The 15,469-nt window shown below is 37.4% G+C and carries 18 protein-coding genes and 2 pseudogenes; 2 read left to right on the top strand and 18 right to left on the bottom strand.

Annotated features, from left to right (window positions below; genetic code table 11):
- Positions 1 to 24 precede the first annotated feature (24 nt).
- The 18 genes and pseudogenes from NQ550_RS07035 to NQ550_RS06950 all read right to left on the bottom strand — a co-directional run bounded on the left by NQ550_RS07035 (position 25) and on the right by NQ550_RS06950 (position 13,586).
- Positions 25 to 1,251 (bottom strand): LlaJI family restriction endonuclease, encoded by a 1,227-nt coding sequence (locus tag NQ550_RS07035; protein ID WP_025580759.1) that lies wholly within the window; start codon positions 1,249 to 1,251, stop codon positions 25 to 27.
- A complete protein-coding gene (locus tag NQ550_RS07030; RefSeq protein WP_025580760.1) occupies positions 1,241 to 2,725 on the bottom strand; it encodes an AAA family ATPase in 1,485 nt (494 codons plus the stop codon). The genes NQ550_RS07035 and NQ550_RS07030 overlap by 11 nt, the downstream gene beginning before the upstream one ends.
- A complete protein-coding gene (locus NQ550_RS07025) occupies positions 2,725 to 3,975 on the bottom strand; it encodes a DNA cytosine methyltransferase (protein WP_025580761.1) in 1,251 nt (416 codons plus the stop codon). The genes NQ550_RS07030 and NQ550_RS07025 overlap by 1 nt, the downstream gene beginning before the upstream one ends.
- Entirely contained in the window at positions 3,965 to 5,047 is a 1,083-nt protein-coding gene (locus NQ550_RS07020) for a DNA cytosine methyltransferase (protein ID WP_025580762.1), read from the bottom strand. The genes NQ550_RS07025 and NQ550_RS07020 overlap by 11 nt, the downstream gene beginning before the upstream one ends.
- Before the next feature lie 23 nt (positions 5,048 to 5,070).
- Entirely contained in the window at positions 5,071 to 5,226 is a 156-nt protein-coding gene (locus NQ550_RS07015; RefSeq protein WP_326929082.1) for a helix-turn-helix domain-containing protein, read from the bottom strand.
- A gap of 432 nt (positions 5,227 to 5,658) precedes the next feature.
- Positions 5,659 to 5,931 carry a hypothetical protein gene (locus NQ550_RS07010; RefSeq protein ID WP_025580764.1) on the bottom strand — a complete coding sequence of 91 codons (273 nt, stop codon included), beginning with the start codon at positions 5,929 to 5,931 and terminating at the stop codon, positions 5,659 to 5,661.
- Complete coding sequence (locus tag NQ550_RS07005; protein WP_025580766.1) at positions 5,924 to 6,832, bottom strand: ParB/RepB/Spo0J family partition protein; 909 nt, start codon at positions 6,830 to 6,832, stop codon at positions 5,924 to 5,926. Before NQ550_RS07005 ends, NQ550_RS07010 begins: the two co-directional genes overlap by 8 nt.
- Entirely contained in the window at positions 6,822 to 7,520 is a 699-nt protein-coding gene (locus tag NQ550_RS07000; RefSeq protein ID WP_242833674.1) for a ParA family protein, read from the bottom strand. Before NQ550_RS07000 ends, NQ550_RS07005 begins: the two co-directional genes overlap by 11 nt.
- The gene (locus NQ550_RS22490) at positions 7,495 to 7,605 is read right to left on the bottom strand and encodes a ParA family protein (RefSeq protein WP_259840235.1); all 111 of its coding nucleotides are present in this window, start codon (positions 7,603 to 7,605) and stop codon (positions 7,495 to 7,497) included. The genes NQ550_RS07000 and NQ550_RS22490 overlap by 26 nt, the downstream gene beginning before the upstream one ends.
- A 29-nt stretch (positions 7,606 to 7,634) precedes the next feature.
- A complete protein-coding gene (locus tag NQ550_RS06990; protein WP_025580767.1) occupies positions 7,635 to 7,955 on the bottom strand; it encodes a SymE family type I addiction module toxin in 321 nt (106 codons plus the stop codon).
- Between the two features lie 248 nt (positions 7,956 to 8,203).
- Positions 8,204 to 9,349 (bottom strand): annotated as a pseudogene (locus NQ550_RS06985) (phospholipase D-like domain-containing protein); the annotation flags it as partial.
- Between the two features lie 463 nt (positions 9,350 to 9,812).
- A complete protein-coding gene (locus NQ550_RS06980; RefSeq protein ID WP_008704887.1) occupies positions 9,813 to 10,175 on the bottom strand; it encodes a YccF domain-containing protein in 363 nt (120 codons plus the stop codon).
- Between the two features lie 69 nt (positions 10,176 to 10,244).
- Complete coding sequence (locus tag NQ550_RS06975; RefSeq protein WP_020993711.1) at positions 10,245 to 10,601, bottom strand: VOC family protein; 357 nt, start codon at positions 10,599 to 10,601, stop codon at positions 10,245 to 10,247.
- A gap of 42 nt (positions 10,602 to 10,643) precedes the next feature.
- Entirely contained in the window at positions 10,644 to 10,781 is a 138-nt protein-coding gene (locus NQ550_RS06970) for an SDR family oxidoreductase (protein ID WP_330366528.1), read from the bottom strand.
- A gap of 24 nt (positions 10,782 to 10,805) precedes the next feature.
- Positions 10,806 to 11,027, bottom strand: a pseudogene (locus tag NQ550_RS06965) (GNAT family N-acetyltransferase); the annotation flags it as partial.
- A 173-nt stretch (positions 11,028 to 11,200) separates the two neighbouring features.
- Positions 11,201 to 12,529, bottom strand: a complete 1,329-nt coding sequence (locus NQ550_RS06960) for an IS200/IS605 family accessory protein TnpB-related protein (RefSeq protein WP_259839604.1) — start codon at positions 12,527 to 12,529, stop codon at positions 11,201 to 11,203.
- A 30-nt stretch (positions 12,530 to 12,559) separates the two neighbouring features.
- Positions 12,560 to 13,003, bottom strand: coding sequence for an IS200/IS605 family transposase (tnpA, locus tag NQ550_RS06955; protein WP_118611099.1), 444 nt, complete (start codon positions 13,001 to 13,003; stop codon positions 12,560 to 12,562).
- Positions 13,004 to 13,226: 223 nt separating this feature from the next.
- On the bottom strand, positions 13,227 to 13,586 hold the full coding sequence (locus NQ550_RS06950; protein ID WP_025581321.1) for a helix-turn-helix domain-containing protein: 360 nt from the start codon (positions 13,584 to 13,586) through the stop codon (positions 13,227 to 13,229).
- A gap of 140 nt (positions 13,587 to 13,726) precedes the next feature.
- On the opposite strand from NQ550_RS06950, the gene NQ550_RS06945 reads away from it, so the two are divergent.
- Together NQ550_RS06945 and NQ550_RS06935 are read left to right on the top strand one after the other, a co-directional pair.
- Positions 13,727 to 14,923, top strand: coding sequence for an ATP-binding protein (locus NQ550_RS06945; protein WP_025581322.1), 1,197 nt, complete (start codon positions 13,727 to 13,729; stop codon positions 14,921 to 14,923).
- 173 nt (positions 14,924 to 15,096) lie between these two features.
- Entirely contained in the window at positions 15,097 to 15,270 is a 174-nt protein-coding gene (locus NQ550_RS06935) for a hypothetical protein (RefSeq protein ID WP_008704896.1), read from the top strand.
- Positions 15,271 to 15,469: the final 199 nt, after the last annotated feature.

The following is a 15,469-nucleotide window of genomic DNA, read 5'->3' as shown; positions in this document are numbered from 1 at the left end:
AATCACAAATATCATTTGTATATATCACACCGGACAATAATTTTCTATAACTTCCGCAAGTCGTGTTATCTCTGTTTGATTTTGTCGGTTGTCAAGATTCATAAGATATTTTATGTCCAATAAAATACCTACAACGTTTTCATATTTCTTCGCTCCAGACTTCCAGTCACTAGTTGCTGTCCCTATACAGTGAATTGGTTTATTTGTTGAAAATGTCTTACCTCTTGAATCATATGGCATCAAAAATGCATTATATACAATCGGTCGTCTACCATTTATAACAAATTTTTCTGACTCGGCAATATATTCCCCATATGTTATCTGTTTATTTATTGATGTTGATTCTGGTAAATGTCTAGGTATTCCAGACCACCCATATTTGTAGTATTTTGCATCAAGCACATAAATTTTTCCGCCATATAACATAATACTATCAGGTTCAAGAAATGCATTGTCATGGTCATTTTTATCCAAAAGATTCCACGTAGTTTTTGGAAAATACTCAGCTTTTTCGACAATACCAAATACACTATCAATCATATTTTCCCAAATATATTCAAAACGATATGTACCATACCTAAATTCCTTTTGTGAATCATCATTTAATTGTTTTAGTAAAACTAACATATTGTTAAAAAGCTGTTTATTCTGATCTTTGAACGTATTCTGCAATTTATTAATAACTACAGAAATCATCATCTTAATTGTTAATTTCGGCTTCGGTTTTGACGGAACAAATGATGTAAAAAGCCATCCCAGTTTTTCAAAACTTTCATATACACAATACTTGTGTACAATGGTTATTAATTCGTTCTCATTTATAGCATTTTTTTTAACAACAAAATCCAAATAATATACTTCATCATCCTGTATCACTGGCTTTTGTGTCTTAATAGTTTTTCCCCAATTTATTTTGCCTCTTTTTGCAACTTTATGATCTGTTTCACGTTCTTTGTAATACCCATGTTCAAAGAAATCTTTTATAATATATAAATACGCTTGTACTGGAAACTCTATAGTATCATTTTCCTGACCATCGTATAATTTAGATTCTCTTTTATCAGAATATTTTGCCAGAATACTCATTAAAGATAGAATGTCTTTCCTTAGATTTTTTTCGTCATCACTTAAATGATATCCCAGTGGAAAATCTACTTCATAGTAATCATCTTTTTTCAAAATGCCTACAAATACATCATTCTCAATATTTGTATTAACATGGCATCTATTAAAAAGTGTACTATTGTTCATTGACATCCTCTCCTTTTAATTCTAACATTTTTTGATAAACTGTGTATTTTAATACCCGTTTTAAAATATCTGTATTTGACATAGACTCGTCTCTAAACGCATCAATAACATTATCCAACGAATACATTGTCTCATTAAAGTATGCATATCTATCCATTTTAAACGCATCATCCCATAAATATTTAAGCACTTTCTCTGGAAACTTATCTTTAGATAACTCATTTAGCCGTGCAAAATACGCACCTAAACGTTTATCTTCTGAACTTCCAGTTTCTTCATTATATCGTATAATTTCTTCATTTGTAATAAATGCGAAACTTCCCCAAGAAATCGTACTACCCTCAATAACATTTTCTGCATGAACAGCTTTTTTTACATCATTTTTAATCAAATGCATCTCCCAACGTCTCTGAAACGCCGTATCCAATGTAAACACATTCTGATCAGATGTATTCATAGATGCTAATACTGTAAAATTTGATGGAATTGAAATATTATGAGTCTCATCTCCATACACAATTGTTGCAATATCATAATTAGAAATGTGATATTTTCCTGATCCATCCTCATTTCTGTCAAGAAGTTGAAAAATATCACCAAATATTGCAGGTGCATTTCCTCTATTAATTTCTTCTATAACCAGAAAATACATATTATAAGGGTCTTCGACTGCTTTTTTAAGCATCTTTGTAAATGGTCCTGGTACAAATACATATTTTAATTTGTCATCAATAACCCTTGGAAGTATTTGTCCTGTAAAATCAGAATATGTATAATCAGGGTGGAATACAACTCTCTCAGATCGCTCTTGTACAATTAATTTATCAATCTCATAACTTTTCCCCGCTCCAGGCACACCATAAAAGAGTATATTTTGTCCATTAGTCACCCGCTGTTGTTCTCTACAATCTGTCTCAATATTAGTCATTTCAGTATCCCAAAAATACGGTCTATTATCATATTTTTCCAGATAATCTAAAAGTGACTCTTTTTGAATTACTGAAATAAAAGTACCTAAATTATTCTGTATTCTTTCAAATTGCTTAGACGGTATATAATGATTGGGAATAATAATCTGGTTGCCAGATCCTACCGTACTTCTATCCCCACCTTCTGTTCCGGACAAACGTTCTATAGATTTCTCATTGCATTCCAAACTAAATACATAATCAACATATTTTTCAACCTGATCATTTACTCCAAGACAAAAATATTTGTACTTATTCTTCAAAGCATATTCCCAAGCAATCGCACGCTCATGCGGACCGCTATCTCTGGTATCAAAATAATTTTTTGTATTATCCTGTTTATGTACTAATGGATATGTGAAAATAACAATTTTTTCCTCATTCGGAAGTTCTAATACAAACCCTCTATTTTTCGTATTATCAATAATCTGTTTTTGCATTCCTCTTTCTGATATTTGCAAATATCTATCAAGAGTCGCGCAAGCTTGATTTGCTGTATATGGCATCACAATTCTCCTTTGTCATCATACTCCTTCAATAAATCGTACACTGCCTCCGCACAACACTTTGCAAATTTTGGAGGCACAGCGTTACCAATCATTTTATATGTTTCCATATTACTTCCATAAAATATATAATCATCGTCAAACGTCTGGAGTCTAGCAGCTTCTCTTACTGTTAAAGTTCTACATTGTGTTGAATCTGGATGGATGTGTCGTAATCCGTCTTTATATAGATGTGCAGGAATTAAATTACTTGGAGTATCCCATCTGATAACATGATACTTATGTACATTAGATGTTCTTCCCGTCATTTTTGTATATAAACTTTTTAAAGCCTTTATAGAAATATACTCGTTTCGTCCTGATTCAATATCTTCTGTTAAAAGTTTAAATATCTTAATATCTCTTTCACTTTGCCATCTTGCAATATGATTAGTCACAAAGGGTTCCGGCATTGAATGAGATATTCTCTTTCCATTATATTTTTCTTCCTTTTCTAATGGATACAGTTTGGGAAGATCTCCAATCGCTTCTCTTACTGTCATTTTACTTTCAACCCTATACTTTGGCAAATAATCTGTATAAAATTTTCCAACCATATCTGCACATTTTTTTTCTCCAAAATACTCTTTACTCACTCCTACAATAATAATACGTTTCCTGTTTTGAGGTACACCGTATTCTGTGAAATCAATAATCGCCTGATGCAAATCAGGAAGTGTATAATACCCGGCTGCATCAAAGCTATCCTGAATTTCTTCAATAATAGGACGATCACCCGGTCGCGCACTTAACATGCCCGGTACGTTTTCAAACACAAACAATTTTGGTCTATATCTTTTTACCACCTTAAGATAGCTTTCAAAAAGATAATTTCTATAATCATTTTTCATTCCATGCTCGTCTCGAACTCTTCCTGCAATAGAATATGCTTGACATGGCGGACCCCCTATAATTACATCCAAATCCATATTTTTTCCTATAAGTGCATCTAATCCGGCGGAACTGCCATAGTTTTCATCATTCCATCCATAAAACAATTCATTTGTTCTTTGAATATCAAATTGCAAAACCCTATCATCTGCGTTTTTATAATTCCATTTATCTTTTAGTCTTTTTCTCAAATTCATGCAAGGAGCTTTTTCCCATTCAACAGCCGCTAAAGTTTCATATTTACCTGACTGTTCAAATCCATCCATTAATCCTCCACATCCAGCAAATAAATCAATGGATCTTATTTTTTTATTCTTCATCCGAGTTACTCTCCCCCACAATATCTAAAATTGCTTTTCCTAATGCCTGTCCAAGTAACGGTGGTACTGCATTACCAACCTGTCTGCTTTGCTGTGTTTTCGTTCCTGTAAAAATAAAATCATCTGGAAAAGACTGCATCCTTGCGCTTTCTCGCACTGTAGGAATACGGTTATATTCATAATGGAACAAATTTCTATGCCCTGTATCAACAGTTCTTGCCGGCGCATTACCATTTAATCTGGTCCATGCCATATGAAATTTTCTGCTTTCGCCCCATCCAGCCGGTAAATCTTTATAATTACCGCCTTCTGGCACAAGTGCAATAGTATCTTTAACCATCTGAGTATGATTAGTTCCTAAATGATTATACAAAACCGTACAATTACCACGCATCAATTTCTGATATTCTGTTAACGGTTCCTGTGAATATTCAGATATATCGGATCCTATATCATTTTTTAATTCTGGTAAATCACTCACGGCATCTCGACATGTTCTATAAGTTTCTGGTGTAAACATAATTTTAGGAAATTCAGGTTCTCCAATATCTTTTCTAATACCCATGAAAATAAGACGCTTTCTAATTTGTGGAACACCGTAATCTGCTGCACAAAGAATCTTACATTCAATGTTATATCCCATATCTCTAAAACGTTTTAAAATTTCTTCTTTAATCTGTCCTTTATACAATGTTGCCATTCCAGGAACATTTTCAATAATAAAGGCTTTTGGCTGATACTGCTTAACCATTTCAATCACTGCAAGATACAATTTATTTCTTTTATCATCAAAATCTCTCGGTCCAGTTAATGAAAATCCTTGACATGGTGGTCCTGCAATTATCACATCAATCTTTCGTTCTCCTGCAATTTCTTTTATTTGTTCAAATGTATCTTGCAAAGATAAGTCTGCATTTAATGCCACTGCACCATTATGATTTTTCACAAAAGTATTCAACGCCGCCTGATCATTATCTACACCTACAATAATATTAAAACCTGCATCCATGAATCCTTTTGAAAGTCCACCACATCCAGCAAATAAATCTATTGCATTTAAATTCTTATTCATATATAACTTTTTATTCTCCTAATCTATTTTTTTACAAATTCACATACATCGGAAATGTCACATTCTAACTTCTCACACAATTTCATTAAAACTTCCATACTTACTGGCTGATTTTTACTTAACTTTGCCAGAGTATTAGTACCTATGCCTGTCAATTCTCTTAATTCACTTTTTTTCATTCCCTTGTCTATCATTTGTTTCCATAGCTTATTATAATTCACTTCCATTTTTAATCCTTTAACTCTCCACTCAATACGAACATCCGTGCGCCTTTTGTATTATACCAGCTTGCATAAAATATTGCAATATTGAAATATTTTTTGTATATTTTGAAACATTTATAAATCATACTTTTCCAAGAGCAAGTGCAAACATAATACCAATACAATAACTGCCAATGTCACTAAACAACAGCATTCAATTTTCGCAAAGAAGAACTTGTTATATAACTTCAATTTCAACTAGACAAAACAAATTCCAAAAATTACCACCATATATAATAAACTATCATTAACAAAACAATTATATTACTTTAACATCAACCAGAAATCATACACTAAATTCTATTATGAAATATACAAAATACTTCTTCCTTTACATATAAAATAGGATCAAACTCTGCGTCCTCCCATCTGCCACTTATCATGTCTCTTAATACTCCGTACAGCCTGCTGTAGTGCGCTGCTACGGCCATGCTGATGATAAGGATGTGAGACTTTATGTTTATGAAATATCACACAGGATCCCGGCAATGGATACTCCGGATTATGTATATACCATATATGCCTTGTATTCCGGGACATGATGGTCACATCCCGGTCATCCATATAAATAATCTCAAAATACCCTGGATCCAGACATTCAAGGTCTTCCCTGTTAAACACCTGCTGCCTCCTTCCCAAAATACCCTTCCAGTGCCTTCTCCATGATCTCCTGCACTGTTCCGACATCCATCTGCGCAAAATATTTCTCATACAATTCCACTGGTAATTTCACAGATATACTCTGTACCTTCTTCTGTTCTTCCCCTGCCAGAACACTCTCAACTCGCTCTTTCGTAATCCCCTTCCCCATCTTACGCAGTTCCTCGGCCTGTTTTGGCTTTAATTTCTTTCCCTCAGATTCCACCACCTGATGGATCAGCTCCTGCATCTTCACATTCAGATAAGACAAATTAACTGCCGTCACCATTGCCAGCGTCCCCTTATCTACTGCATCCTTAAATTCCGGAATCAACCGGTCCAGCCGCATGTATCTGGCAATATTCCTTCCCGTCATTCCATATTCCTCACCAAGTCCATCACGGCTTTTCTGTGACTTGTGGACATCATGTCCACAGGTTCTCTTTCTGGACTTGTGGACATCGTGTCCACAGGTTTCTTCCAGAGCCTCGATTTCCTGCCGGATATCATTTCGTTTCCCCTGACTGCTTATCTTCTCATAACGTGCCACCAGCACTGCCGCCTTCTCTGATGGAAGCAGTTCCGCAAAAGATCTCTGCAACAGGTTTGTCTCGATCACATATACATAAGCATCCTCATCAGACAGATCCGTCTTCACTATCGCCGGTACCTCTGTCAATCCTGCTATCTTTGCCGCGTTAGTTCTGTTATGCCCTGCAAGCATCTCATACAGCCGAAATGGATGGTCATAAAACGGATGTATTTCCTCAACAGGAATAGAAACAATCCCGTTCACAGGCACTGGCATATCCTTCATTGGATCCTCAGCAAGAAGATCCAGTGCGTCCTGAAATACCTTTCTTTTTGGTACATTAGCTTTCATCCCTGTCCACCTCCTCAGCCAAATCCTGATACGCCCTGCAAACCTTCGTTTCTGGTGCATACTCCAGAAGCGGTCTGCTATAATAAATTGATTCTCCCACCTTTACTGTATTAGGTATGATGCTCTTAAAAATTCGAATCTGTCTATCAAAAGTTTCCGTCAGCTGTTCTGTAATAACCTTGCAGAGATTTGTTCTGGCATCACACATAGTCAACAGGATCCCTGCAATCTGCAGGCGGCCATTCAGTCTGCTTCTGACCTTACTCACTGTCCGAATAAAATCCTGCAATCCCATCATTGCCAGAAGCTGTGGATTAACTGCAATAATCACCTCATCAGCCGCCGTCAGTGCGCTAATCGTCAATGTACCAAGCGATGGACAGGTATCTACAATAATATAGTCATACAGCCCTCTCAGCGATTCCAGAATGCCGGCCAGCATCTTCTCTGAACCCATCTCCATCCGCAGCTTACTATCCACTGCTGAAAGCATCATGGATGACGGAATAAAGTCCACACCATTTCTGCTCCGAATAAACTCTGATGGATCCGGCATTTCCTCATCTTCCAGCCGATTCATCATCAGATGCCCGATTGTCACCGCCACAGCCGCAGGATCTTCTACTCCGAAACAAGTTGTCAGATTCGCCTGACTGTCAAAATCAACAGCCAGAACTTTCTTCCCCAACTTTCTTCCCCCTCCCAGCCAATGAATAAGCCAGATTCCATGAGCTGGCAGTCTTGCCAACTCCCCCTTTAAATGATCCACACATCAAAATTTTTCCCATATCATAATCTCCTCTCACACTTTTCTTCCATAACAACCTTCACACTGCTCAGCCACATATCTTGCAGTGATTTCTGCTTTTTCATTCTGATATCTGATTTCCAGTTTCTTAATCTCCGTTTCCATAAATGCCGACTTTGCTTCCTGCTCCTGTACCTTATTCATATCAGGCGTAATAATCAGCTGACCATTCTCACATTTCACCTGCACATAATCCCCAGGATGAAATCCCAGTTCTTCCAGCCATTTTCCTTTCAAAGTAATTGTCGGAACTGTCTCATATTTATAACCGCTCTGCCCACGAACTTTCATATTTCTTACATTTTTCATTGCCATAAAATATTTCCTCCTGAACCAAGAATGAATTTGCAAAGACCGGAATCGGTCTTTAGATGTGACTGACTGATGCAGGATCGGGAGCCACCCGCCCCATTGCTAAAGGAATAAAAAAAGACTGACCAGTCTGCTGTGATCTCTCACCCAAAACTGATTCAGTCCTACCCAAATCTCAGCCATATTTAATTTTCTTCAACCGATCCTTCCCATCGGCTTTGTTATAACTATAGGTATCTCATACATGTTTTGAATAGGACTCTGGCCGCTGAACCCCTTGATTTACGGGCACTTTTACGACCTGACATCATTATCACACATTCCCCTGTCGCTGCAGAAACCAGATTACGATAATGTCCGTATACTTCTCGTTCTGCAGCAAGATTATCCAAAATTTCCTGCTGATATGCATATGGTCGAATCGAAACCTGAAGACTACGTTTTGACTTTCTATCAAATGCAGCCCTCGTTAATTCTTTTTTCAGCTTTTCATGACAGTCTGGGTTTTCAGGGTCAAAGATTTCAAAAGAGGCATCATTCCAGTAACTCTCAAAGGAAACCGAAAACTTTTTCACAATATCAAATGACTCTTTCTCAGTCACCTTCACATTCCACTCCAATCCCCCAGTCAAAGCTGGATTTGAAAGATTTGATGAGCCAATATATGCAGTTGAAAATCCAGTATCTCTTTTAAACAAATAAGATTTTGCATGCATACGTGCATGATTCGTTTCATAATTAATCTTCACTTCCGTATTTGGAAGCTCTGCAAGAGTAACAATCGCTTTATAATCTGTAGCCTGTGTGTAAGTCGTTGCAATCACACGTAAACGAACACCCTCTCGTTTCGTGAATGCAGTCAATTCCACAAGAAGTGGACGTATTGCACTCCACTTAATAAATGAAACCAAAAGATCAATAGAATCAGAGGACAAGATTTCTTTCTTCAATTCCGAAAGCATACTTGGCTCATTTTTAGATCCTGTAAACAAGGCATTCTCTACAATTGACGTTTCCGGATGCACAGCTTTGATTGTATTAATGCTTCTTGCTGAATTCATTTTTTCATATAATGAGGTCAATACTTCTCCTTTTTCAAGAATGATATTATCCTCAAATTCAGGTTCATTCGTATGCTCTACTATTTCCTGAACGATTTCATTACATAAGCGAATTTGTGCCAGTAACGATTCATTTTCTTTAGATGACGGGAAACTGTCTCTTAAGTATTGCAAAGCCTGATTTATGACATATGATATGTATATGGTAAGAATACGTCTTGCATCCTCTCCATCAAGCTTTTCTAATTCTATATCATATTTTTCACGATCAAGCTGCTGCAGTTCTTTATTTATTCTCGTATTAACAATCTGTTCGTATATCCCATTTTTTAACATTAAACCCATCTCCTTGTTATGTATCATTCCTATTTACAACAATGTAAGTCAGAATATACTGTTATTATTAATTATACTACACAGACTCATAATTCGGTGGGAAAACTTTCCGGAAGTAATTCTTCGAAATACATATAATTATAAGGAAAATTCATAATGCTTTCTTCCACTCTTCTGTTCGTGGCTCTGCTGTTTTCTTGTTTCTACTTCAATCTGCTTTGCAGCAAGTGCTTGTAATACACTTGTCATAAATAAGATTCTGGAATTTCAGCTTGTTCTAACAATTTTTCGCTTTGATAGGCATTCTTCGTAAATCCAATATGTTAAATAAAACGCCAGTAGAATACTCCACTGACGCCTTACAAATACTATTGTTTTTTCTTATTATGTATTAATAACTTTACTTATGATTCCCAATAGCATTTGAATCATTCTCTCAAATGACTCCTTAAATTTTTGTATTCTACCCTATCACACTGGCACCAAATGGCATGAAAGAAAGTCTTGCCATCTTGAAAAACTGCTTTCCAAACGGAATTCCAACTATCGTAATACACCATATACAACCAACTATCAGATTTCCAAGCGCCATTTCCCAACCAAAAAATACAATCCATATGAGATTTACCAAGAATGAAAACATACCATTTCCATACACGATTTCTTTTCCAAACGGCCAGAATGCCAACGTTGCAAATTTAAAGCATTGCAGGCCTACCGGAATTCCAATAATTGTAATACACCATATGCATCCTGCAAAAACCCATGCCAGTCCACCCAGCAATCCTCCAAATATAAACCAAAGGATATTACCTATAGTTCTCATGATAACACATCCCCCTTAAAGTCCTCTGAACATCTGATCAACATGATTTCTACGATTTCTCAACCAGCTTTACGGCAGAATCTCAAGCCAGTATCCATCTGGATCTACAATGAAATAGATTCCCATCGCTTCATTTTCGAAGCAAATGCACCCCATCTCTTCGTGCTTCTTGTGCGCTGCCTCATAATCCTCTGCCTTGAATGCCAAGTGGAATTCGCATTCACCCAGATTATACGGCTGTGGATGATCTTTAAGCCAGGTAAGTTCCAACTCAAAATCACTTACATCGTTGCTCAGATACACAATAATAAAATCATCTGTAGTCTTTCTTCTCACTTCGTGCAGATCAAGGGCCTCGTTGTAAAATTTAATAGATCGGTCCAGGTCTGATACATTGTAGTTTTCGTGAATCATCTTAAATTTCATAGTTCTTCTCCTTTTGTATATTCTGTGTTTCTAATACGTGACTTAGATGTCAAATCTCCACCCACAATCGCCATGATAAATCATTTGTTTTGTCATACCACCGTCAATACAGATGTTTTCACCTGTGATAAAGCCCGCTTTTTCAGAGCAAAGAAACAGTACCATATTGGCAATATCCATGGGAATTCTCCCCAAAATCGCTTTCTATTTCTGCTGCCACAACATTGGATATTCTTTTTCACCAGTAGCACCATCGAATCCTTCGCATTGGATATTAAACTCTTCTCTTTGGTAAAAAGAGAGAGCTCTGGTATTTTTCTGGTATACGTTTAATCGCAATCTAACTTTTTTATTCTTGATATAATCTAATAAAAGTTTACCTATACCACATGACTGCATTTCATCAGAAACAAAAATACCGTGAATTAAAAACTTTATCCTCACACGACTGAAGTCGCGTGCTTCCAGACGCTTTAGGCGTCAGACTAAATATCGGCGGATACGCCTGTAACTTAGGTCAGCGCAGTTATGCGCATTTTTCCATGCCAGATATGGCAGGTTCCCACATTGCAGGTAGTCCGCTGTATATCTGCCTGCATTTATGCTGCCTTTAAGATTTCCATTTGTAAATGAAGTTCTTTCAGATCTGCATAAACACATGAGGTTCTACGCTTTACCGGAAGGACTTTTGCCTCCAGCAAAGACCTTTCCGTTACCGGAAGGGGTTTTAAAAGTTCTCTGATAAAATATCTTGCTCCGATATTATACGATGCCGACAGGTCACAGTTATATTTTTTTCCTGTCTGGAATACACACAGGCTGTGATTTTTCGAGTCACGGGACACACTTCCGGAACCATCGTATGCAAGCCTGCTCGTATTCCATGCGCAGACTCTGGATACCCGCATTCCTTTTCTGTGTGCCTGATGCTCACAGCGTTTCTGGATATCCCGTTTTCTCCACAGATGCAGTTTCTGTTTTTTCTTTCCGGATATCTTTCCCTGCATTTCCAGATACTCGAATACGATCACATCTGCATGGTTCTCTTCTGCATTTTTTACGATCGCACCTGCAATTTTTCTTCCCAGCTCTATGTTCAGGCGTTTCGTATATGCCCATCTTCCCCGTGACTGCGCAGAGCCGTGTTCCCTCTGGAATCTTCGGATCCGGCCCAGTGTGCGGTACATCCGGTCTTTTTCACTGGGATGATTGATAAATTTTCTCCCCAGGACAGTTCCGTCTGCCCGCATAATAGTACAGACCGCATCGGTATTGATTCCCAAGTCCACACTACAGATGATCTGTTCTTTTACCGGTGTTTTCGTAAGTGTCACTTCTTCCGTATAAGAAAAACGCAGGAAATATTTATGGTGTCTTTTCTCCAGTGTCGGGGCTGATGCCTTTTTCCCCGACCAGTTCTTGCGCAGATATTCCATATCTGTGTGATTTAAATGCACACAAAACCATTTCCAATCATGGCCATCATACAGTTTCAGGTATGCTTCGTCTTTTCCTTCTTTTTCCTCTCTGTACATGACATCACGATAAAAAACAGGCATGGCATGATTCTCATACGCCAGTCTGGGTTTCCCTGCTTTTTCTCCTGACTTTTCCCACAGATCCATCCGTGTTTCGTAAGAAGATACACTTCCCAATGCATGCTGGATTGCGGCTCGCCTCAGGTAGGACGGCATCTTCGGAAAGCGAAGATCAAAATCAAAGCGTGCAGGATTCTTTTTTGTAGTATGCACCAGATGCTCTGCGGCATTAAACCGCCTTTTTGCATCAGGGATCTCTGCCAGTTCTTCCCACACCTGCTCATATATTTCTGTCAGGTAACTGACCGCAGACCGGTAGATTTCCAGTGTCTGGCGGACCGGGATATTCTGTTTTCGTAATTCTACGCCATAGCTGGATACGGTCTGCATCTCTTTTCCTCCAACAAATCATTTCTTCTGTCAGGCTTTTTTCTTTTCTTTTTCCTTTTGTCCTTCGATGTAGGCAAGCACCTGGTCTCTGCTCCTGTCACTGACCGTTATGGCACAGTAAGACGGATTCCACAGATGCCCACCCCACAGTTCCTTTTTTAACTCCGGATGCGCAAGAAACATCTGGCGTGCAAGATTTCCTTTCATGATCTTGATCATATCTGAAATATAAAACTGAGGTTTACAGTCCACAAGCAGATGGATATGATCCGGCATCACCTCCATTGCCAGGATCTGAAATTTATATTCTTCTGCAAGATTCTGTAACATTTCTTTGCATTCTGTATCGATTCCGTTTTTTAAAACCTTTTTTCTGTATTTTGTACACCAGACAAGATGATACTGCAAGGAATAGACATATCCCCTACCATATGAAAGTTTGTTTTTATCTATATTAAATATATCTTTTCCCATATAAATATTATACCATATGTATTGGTTTATGTAAACATTTGTTCTGTTGTTTTGTAAAAAAATTTGCGCGTCTAACTCATCACTGGAAGTAACGAGAATGCGACGCGCAGTTATTCAATTTAAGTTATTCTGAATACCCCCTCTGTCAAGCTCTGTAAAGCTCTGAAAGTTAGCTGGTTGTTTGCTCCAGCTAATAATTAAGGAACATGAAAAGGATGCCATATTATTGCATGCTCCTTTCCAAATCTCTTTGTTCCATCCAGTCCTCAAATTCATCCCGACGAATCCTAACCCGACTGCCAACTTTTATTACCGTAAACTTTCCTTTATCCGCCCATTTGTTGATCATGCTTCTGCTGACCTTTGCCAGATAGGAAGCTTCATCAAAAGTAAGATACTTTATATTTCCATTGCTTCCCCGTATTCCGGTTTGTGATAATTTCTTCCGCCGGAAATTAGCCAGAGCAATATTCTGTTCCTGTGCAAGTTCTTCATAATGCTCAGAGCATGTTTTACAGTGGTCAAAAGCAAATTTTTTTACTTTTTTTCTGAAATTAAGTAAAGAATCGGGTTGCCTATACATAGTTTTCACTTTCAAAAAATAAAAAAATTTGTGTTTTTGAAAGCGACATCTTGCATATACTATTAGCAGACAGTATACTAAGTACAACAAAGCGGTTTCGAAAAATGAAAAAATTTCAATTTTTGAAAGTGGGTGACTAAATGAAAACAATCACGAGAGCAAAATATCTCGATAGAATCATTGAACTGAATGGCACTCCTGACATCAAGATCATCACGGGTATTCGTCGATCTGGTAAGTCTAAACTGATGCAGGCATATATTGCGTATCTGAAAAACAACTTTGAAAACATCAATATTATCTTCATTGACTTCATGGATTTAGCATATGAAGAAATCAAGGAATACCATGCCTTACACTCCTATGTGGAAGAACATTATCAGGAAGGCAAAACGAACTACCTGTTTGTAGACGAGGTTCAGATGTGTCCCAAGTTTGAGCTGGCAATCAACAGCCTGTATTCTAAGGGAAAATACGACATCTATGTAACAGGCTCTAATGCTTTCCTGTTGAGTGCGGATCTGGCAACTCTGTTTACCGGACGCTATATTGAAATTCATATGTTTCCTTTCAGCTTCCAGGAATATTGCCAATATTATGATGATATCAGTGACAAAGATAAGCTCTTTGATGAGTACTCTATCAAGGGCGGTTTAGCAGGTTCCTATGCTTATAGAACCGAAAAAGACAGAACAAACTATATCAAAGAGGTCTACGAAACTATTGTTACAAGGGATTTGGTACAGAAATATAATCTCCCTGACACTTTGGTTTTACAACGTCTGAGCGAGTTCCTTATGGATAATATCAGCAACCTGACTTCTCCTAATAAGATCAGTCAGCTACTGACAGCAAATGAAACTCCAACCAATCATGTAACCGTCGGCAAATACATTAAGTATTTGTGCAATGCTTTTGTATTTTATGATATTAAGAGATACGACATCCGAGGTAAGAAATACCTTGAAAGCTCTGAAAAGTTCTATTTGTGTGACAGCGGTATTCGATATGCAATACTGGGGAGCAGAAATATGGATTATGGCAGAGTATATGAAAACATCGTATGCATCGAGCTTCTTCGCCGTGGATATGATGTTTATGTCGGCAAGCTTTATCAGAAGGAAATCGACTTTGTTGCTCAGAGAGGTAGCGAGAAGTTTTATATTCAGGTCAGCGACAACATTTCCGGGCAGGAAACATTTGAGAGAGAATGCTCTCCTCTGCTTCAGATTCGAGATGCTTATCCGAAAATGATTATTGCCAGAACCAAACATCCCCAATATAGCTATGAAGGAATCCAAATTCACGATATAGCCGATTGGTTACTACAAGAATAAATAAGGCGAAATATCTCCGTCATTCTCTTTTGAAATGTTGGATACTTTGCAATAATACAGTAACCATAGATACTGATTCCTTCGGCACTAGCTTCTGCAGCCTTCACAGATACCGGAATCACGCTCTCAAATATCGGAATACTGGTTCCGTATTGTTCCAAGAGATCAATAACATGAAACCAGATATTGAGGAACTGCGCAGAAAATATATGGATAATCCACCTGAAGGCATGACGTCCATGGACATTCGCCGTATGAGCGAGGATGAACTTCTGGATATGGATTATTTCCTAAATGAGGATGAATTGGATGATTATTTTGGCGAAGAAGGTTTCTACATCTTTTAATACCAGTAGGTAGTGTAAAATAGTTTATGTTTTTGGTAAAAAATAACTCCTTTTTGGTAAGAATTCAGATATGACAATTCTTATCGAAAAGGAGTATTTTTTATGGCAGTTGCAAAGGAACAAATTCGACAGATTATCTCAGAAAACAACATTAATACTTAAATAGTAATCAAATTCCATATATATTTTTATAAAATAG

Source organism: Blautia wexlerae DSM 19850, from assembly GCF_025148125.1.
GTDB lineage: Bacteria > Bacillota > Clostridia > Lachnospirales > Lachnospiraceae > Blautia_A > Blautia_A wexlerae.
This window is presented reverse-complemented; position numbering and strand designations above follow the sequence as displayed.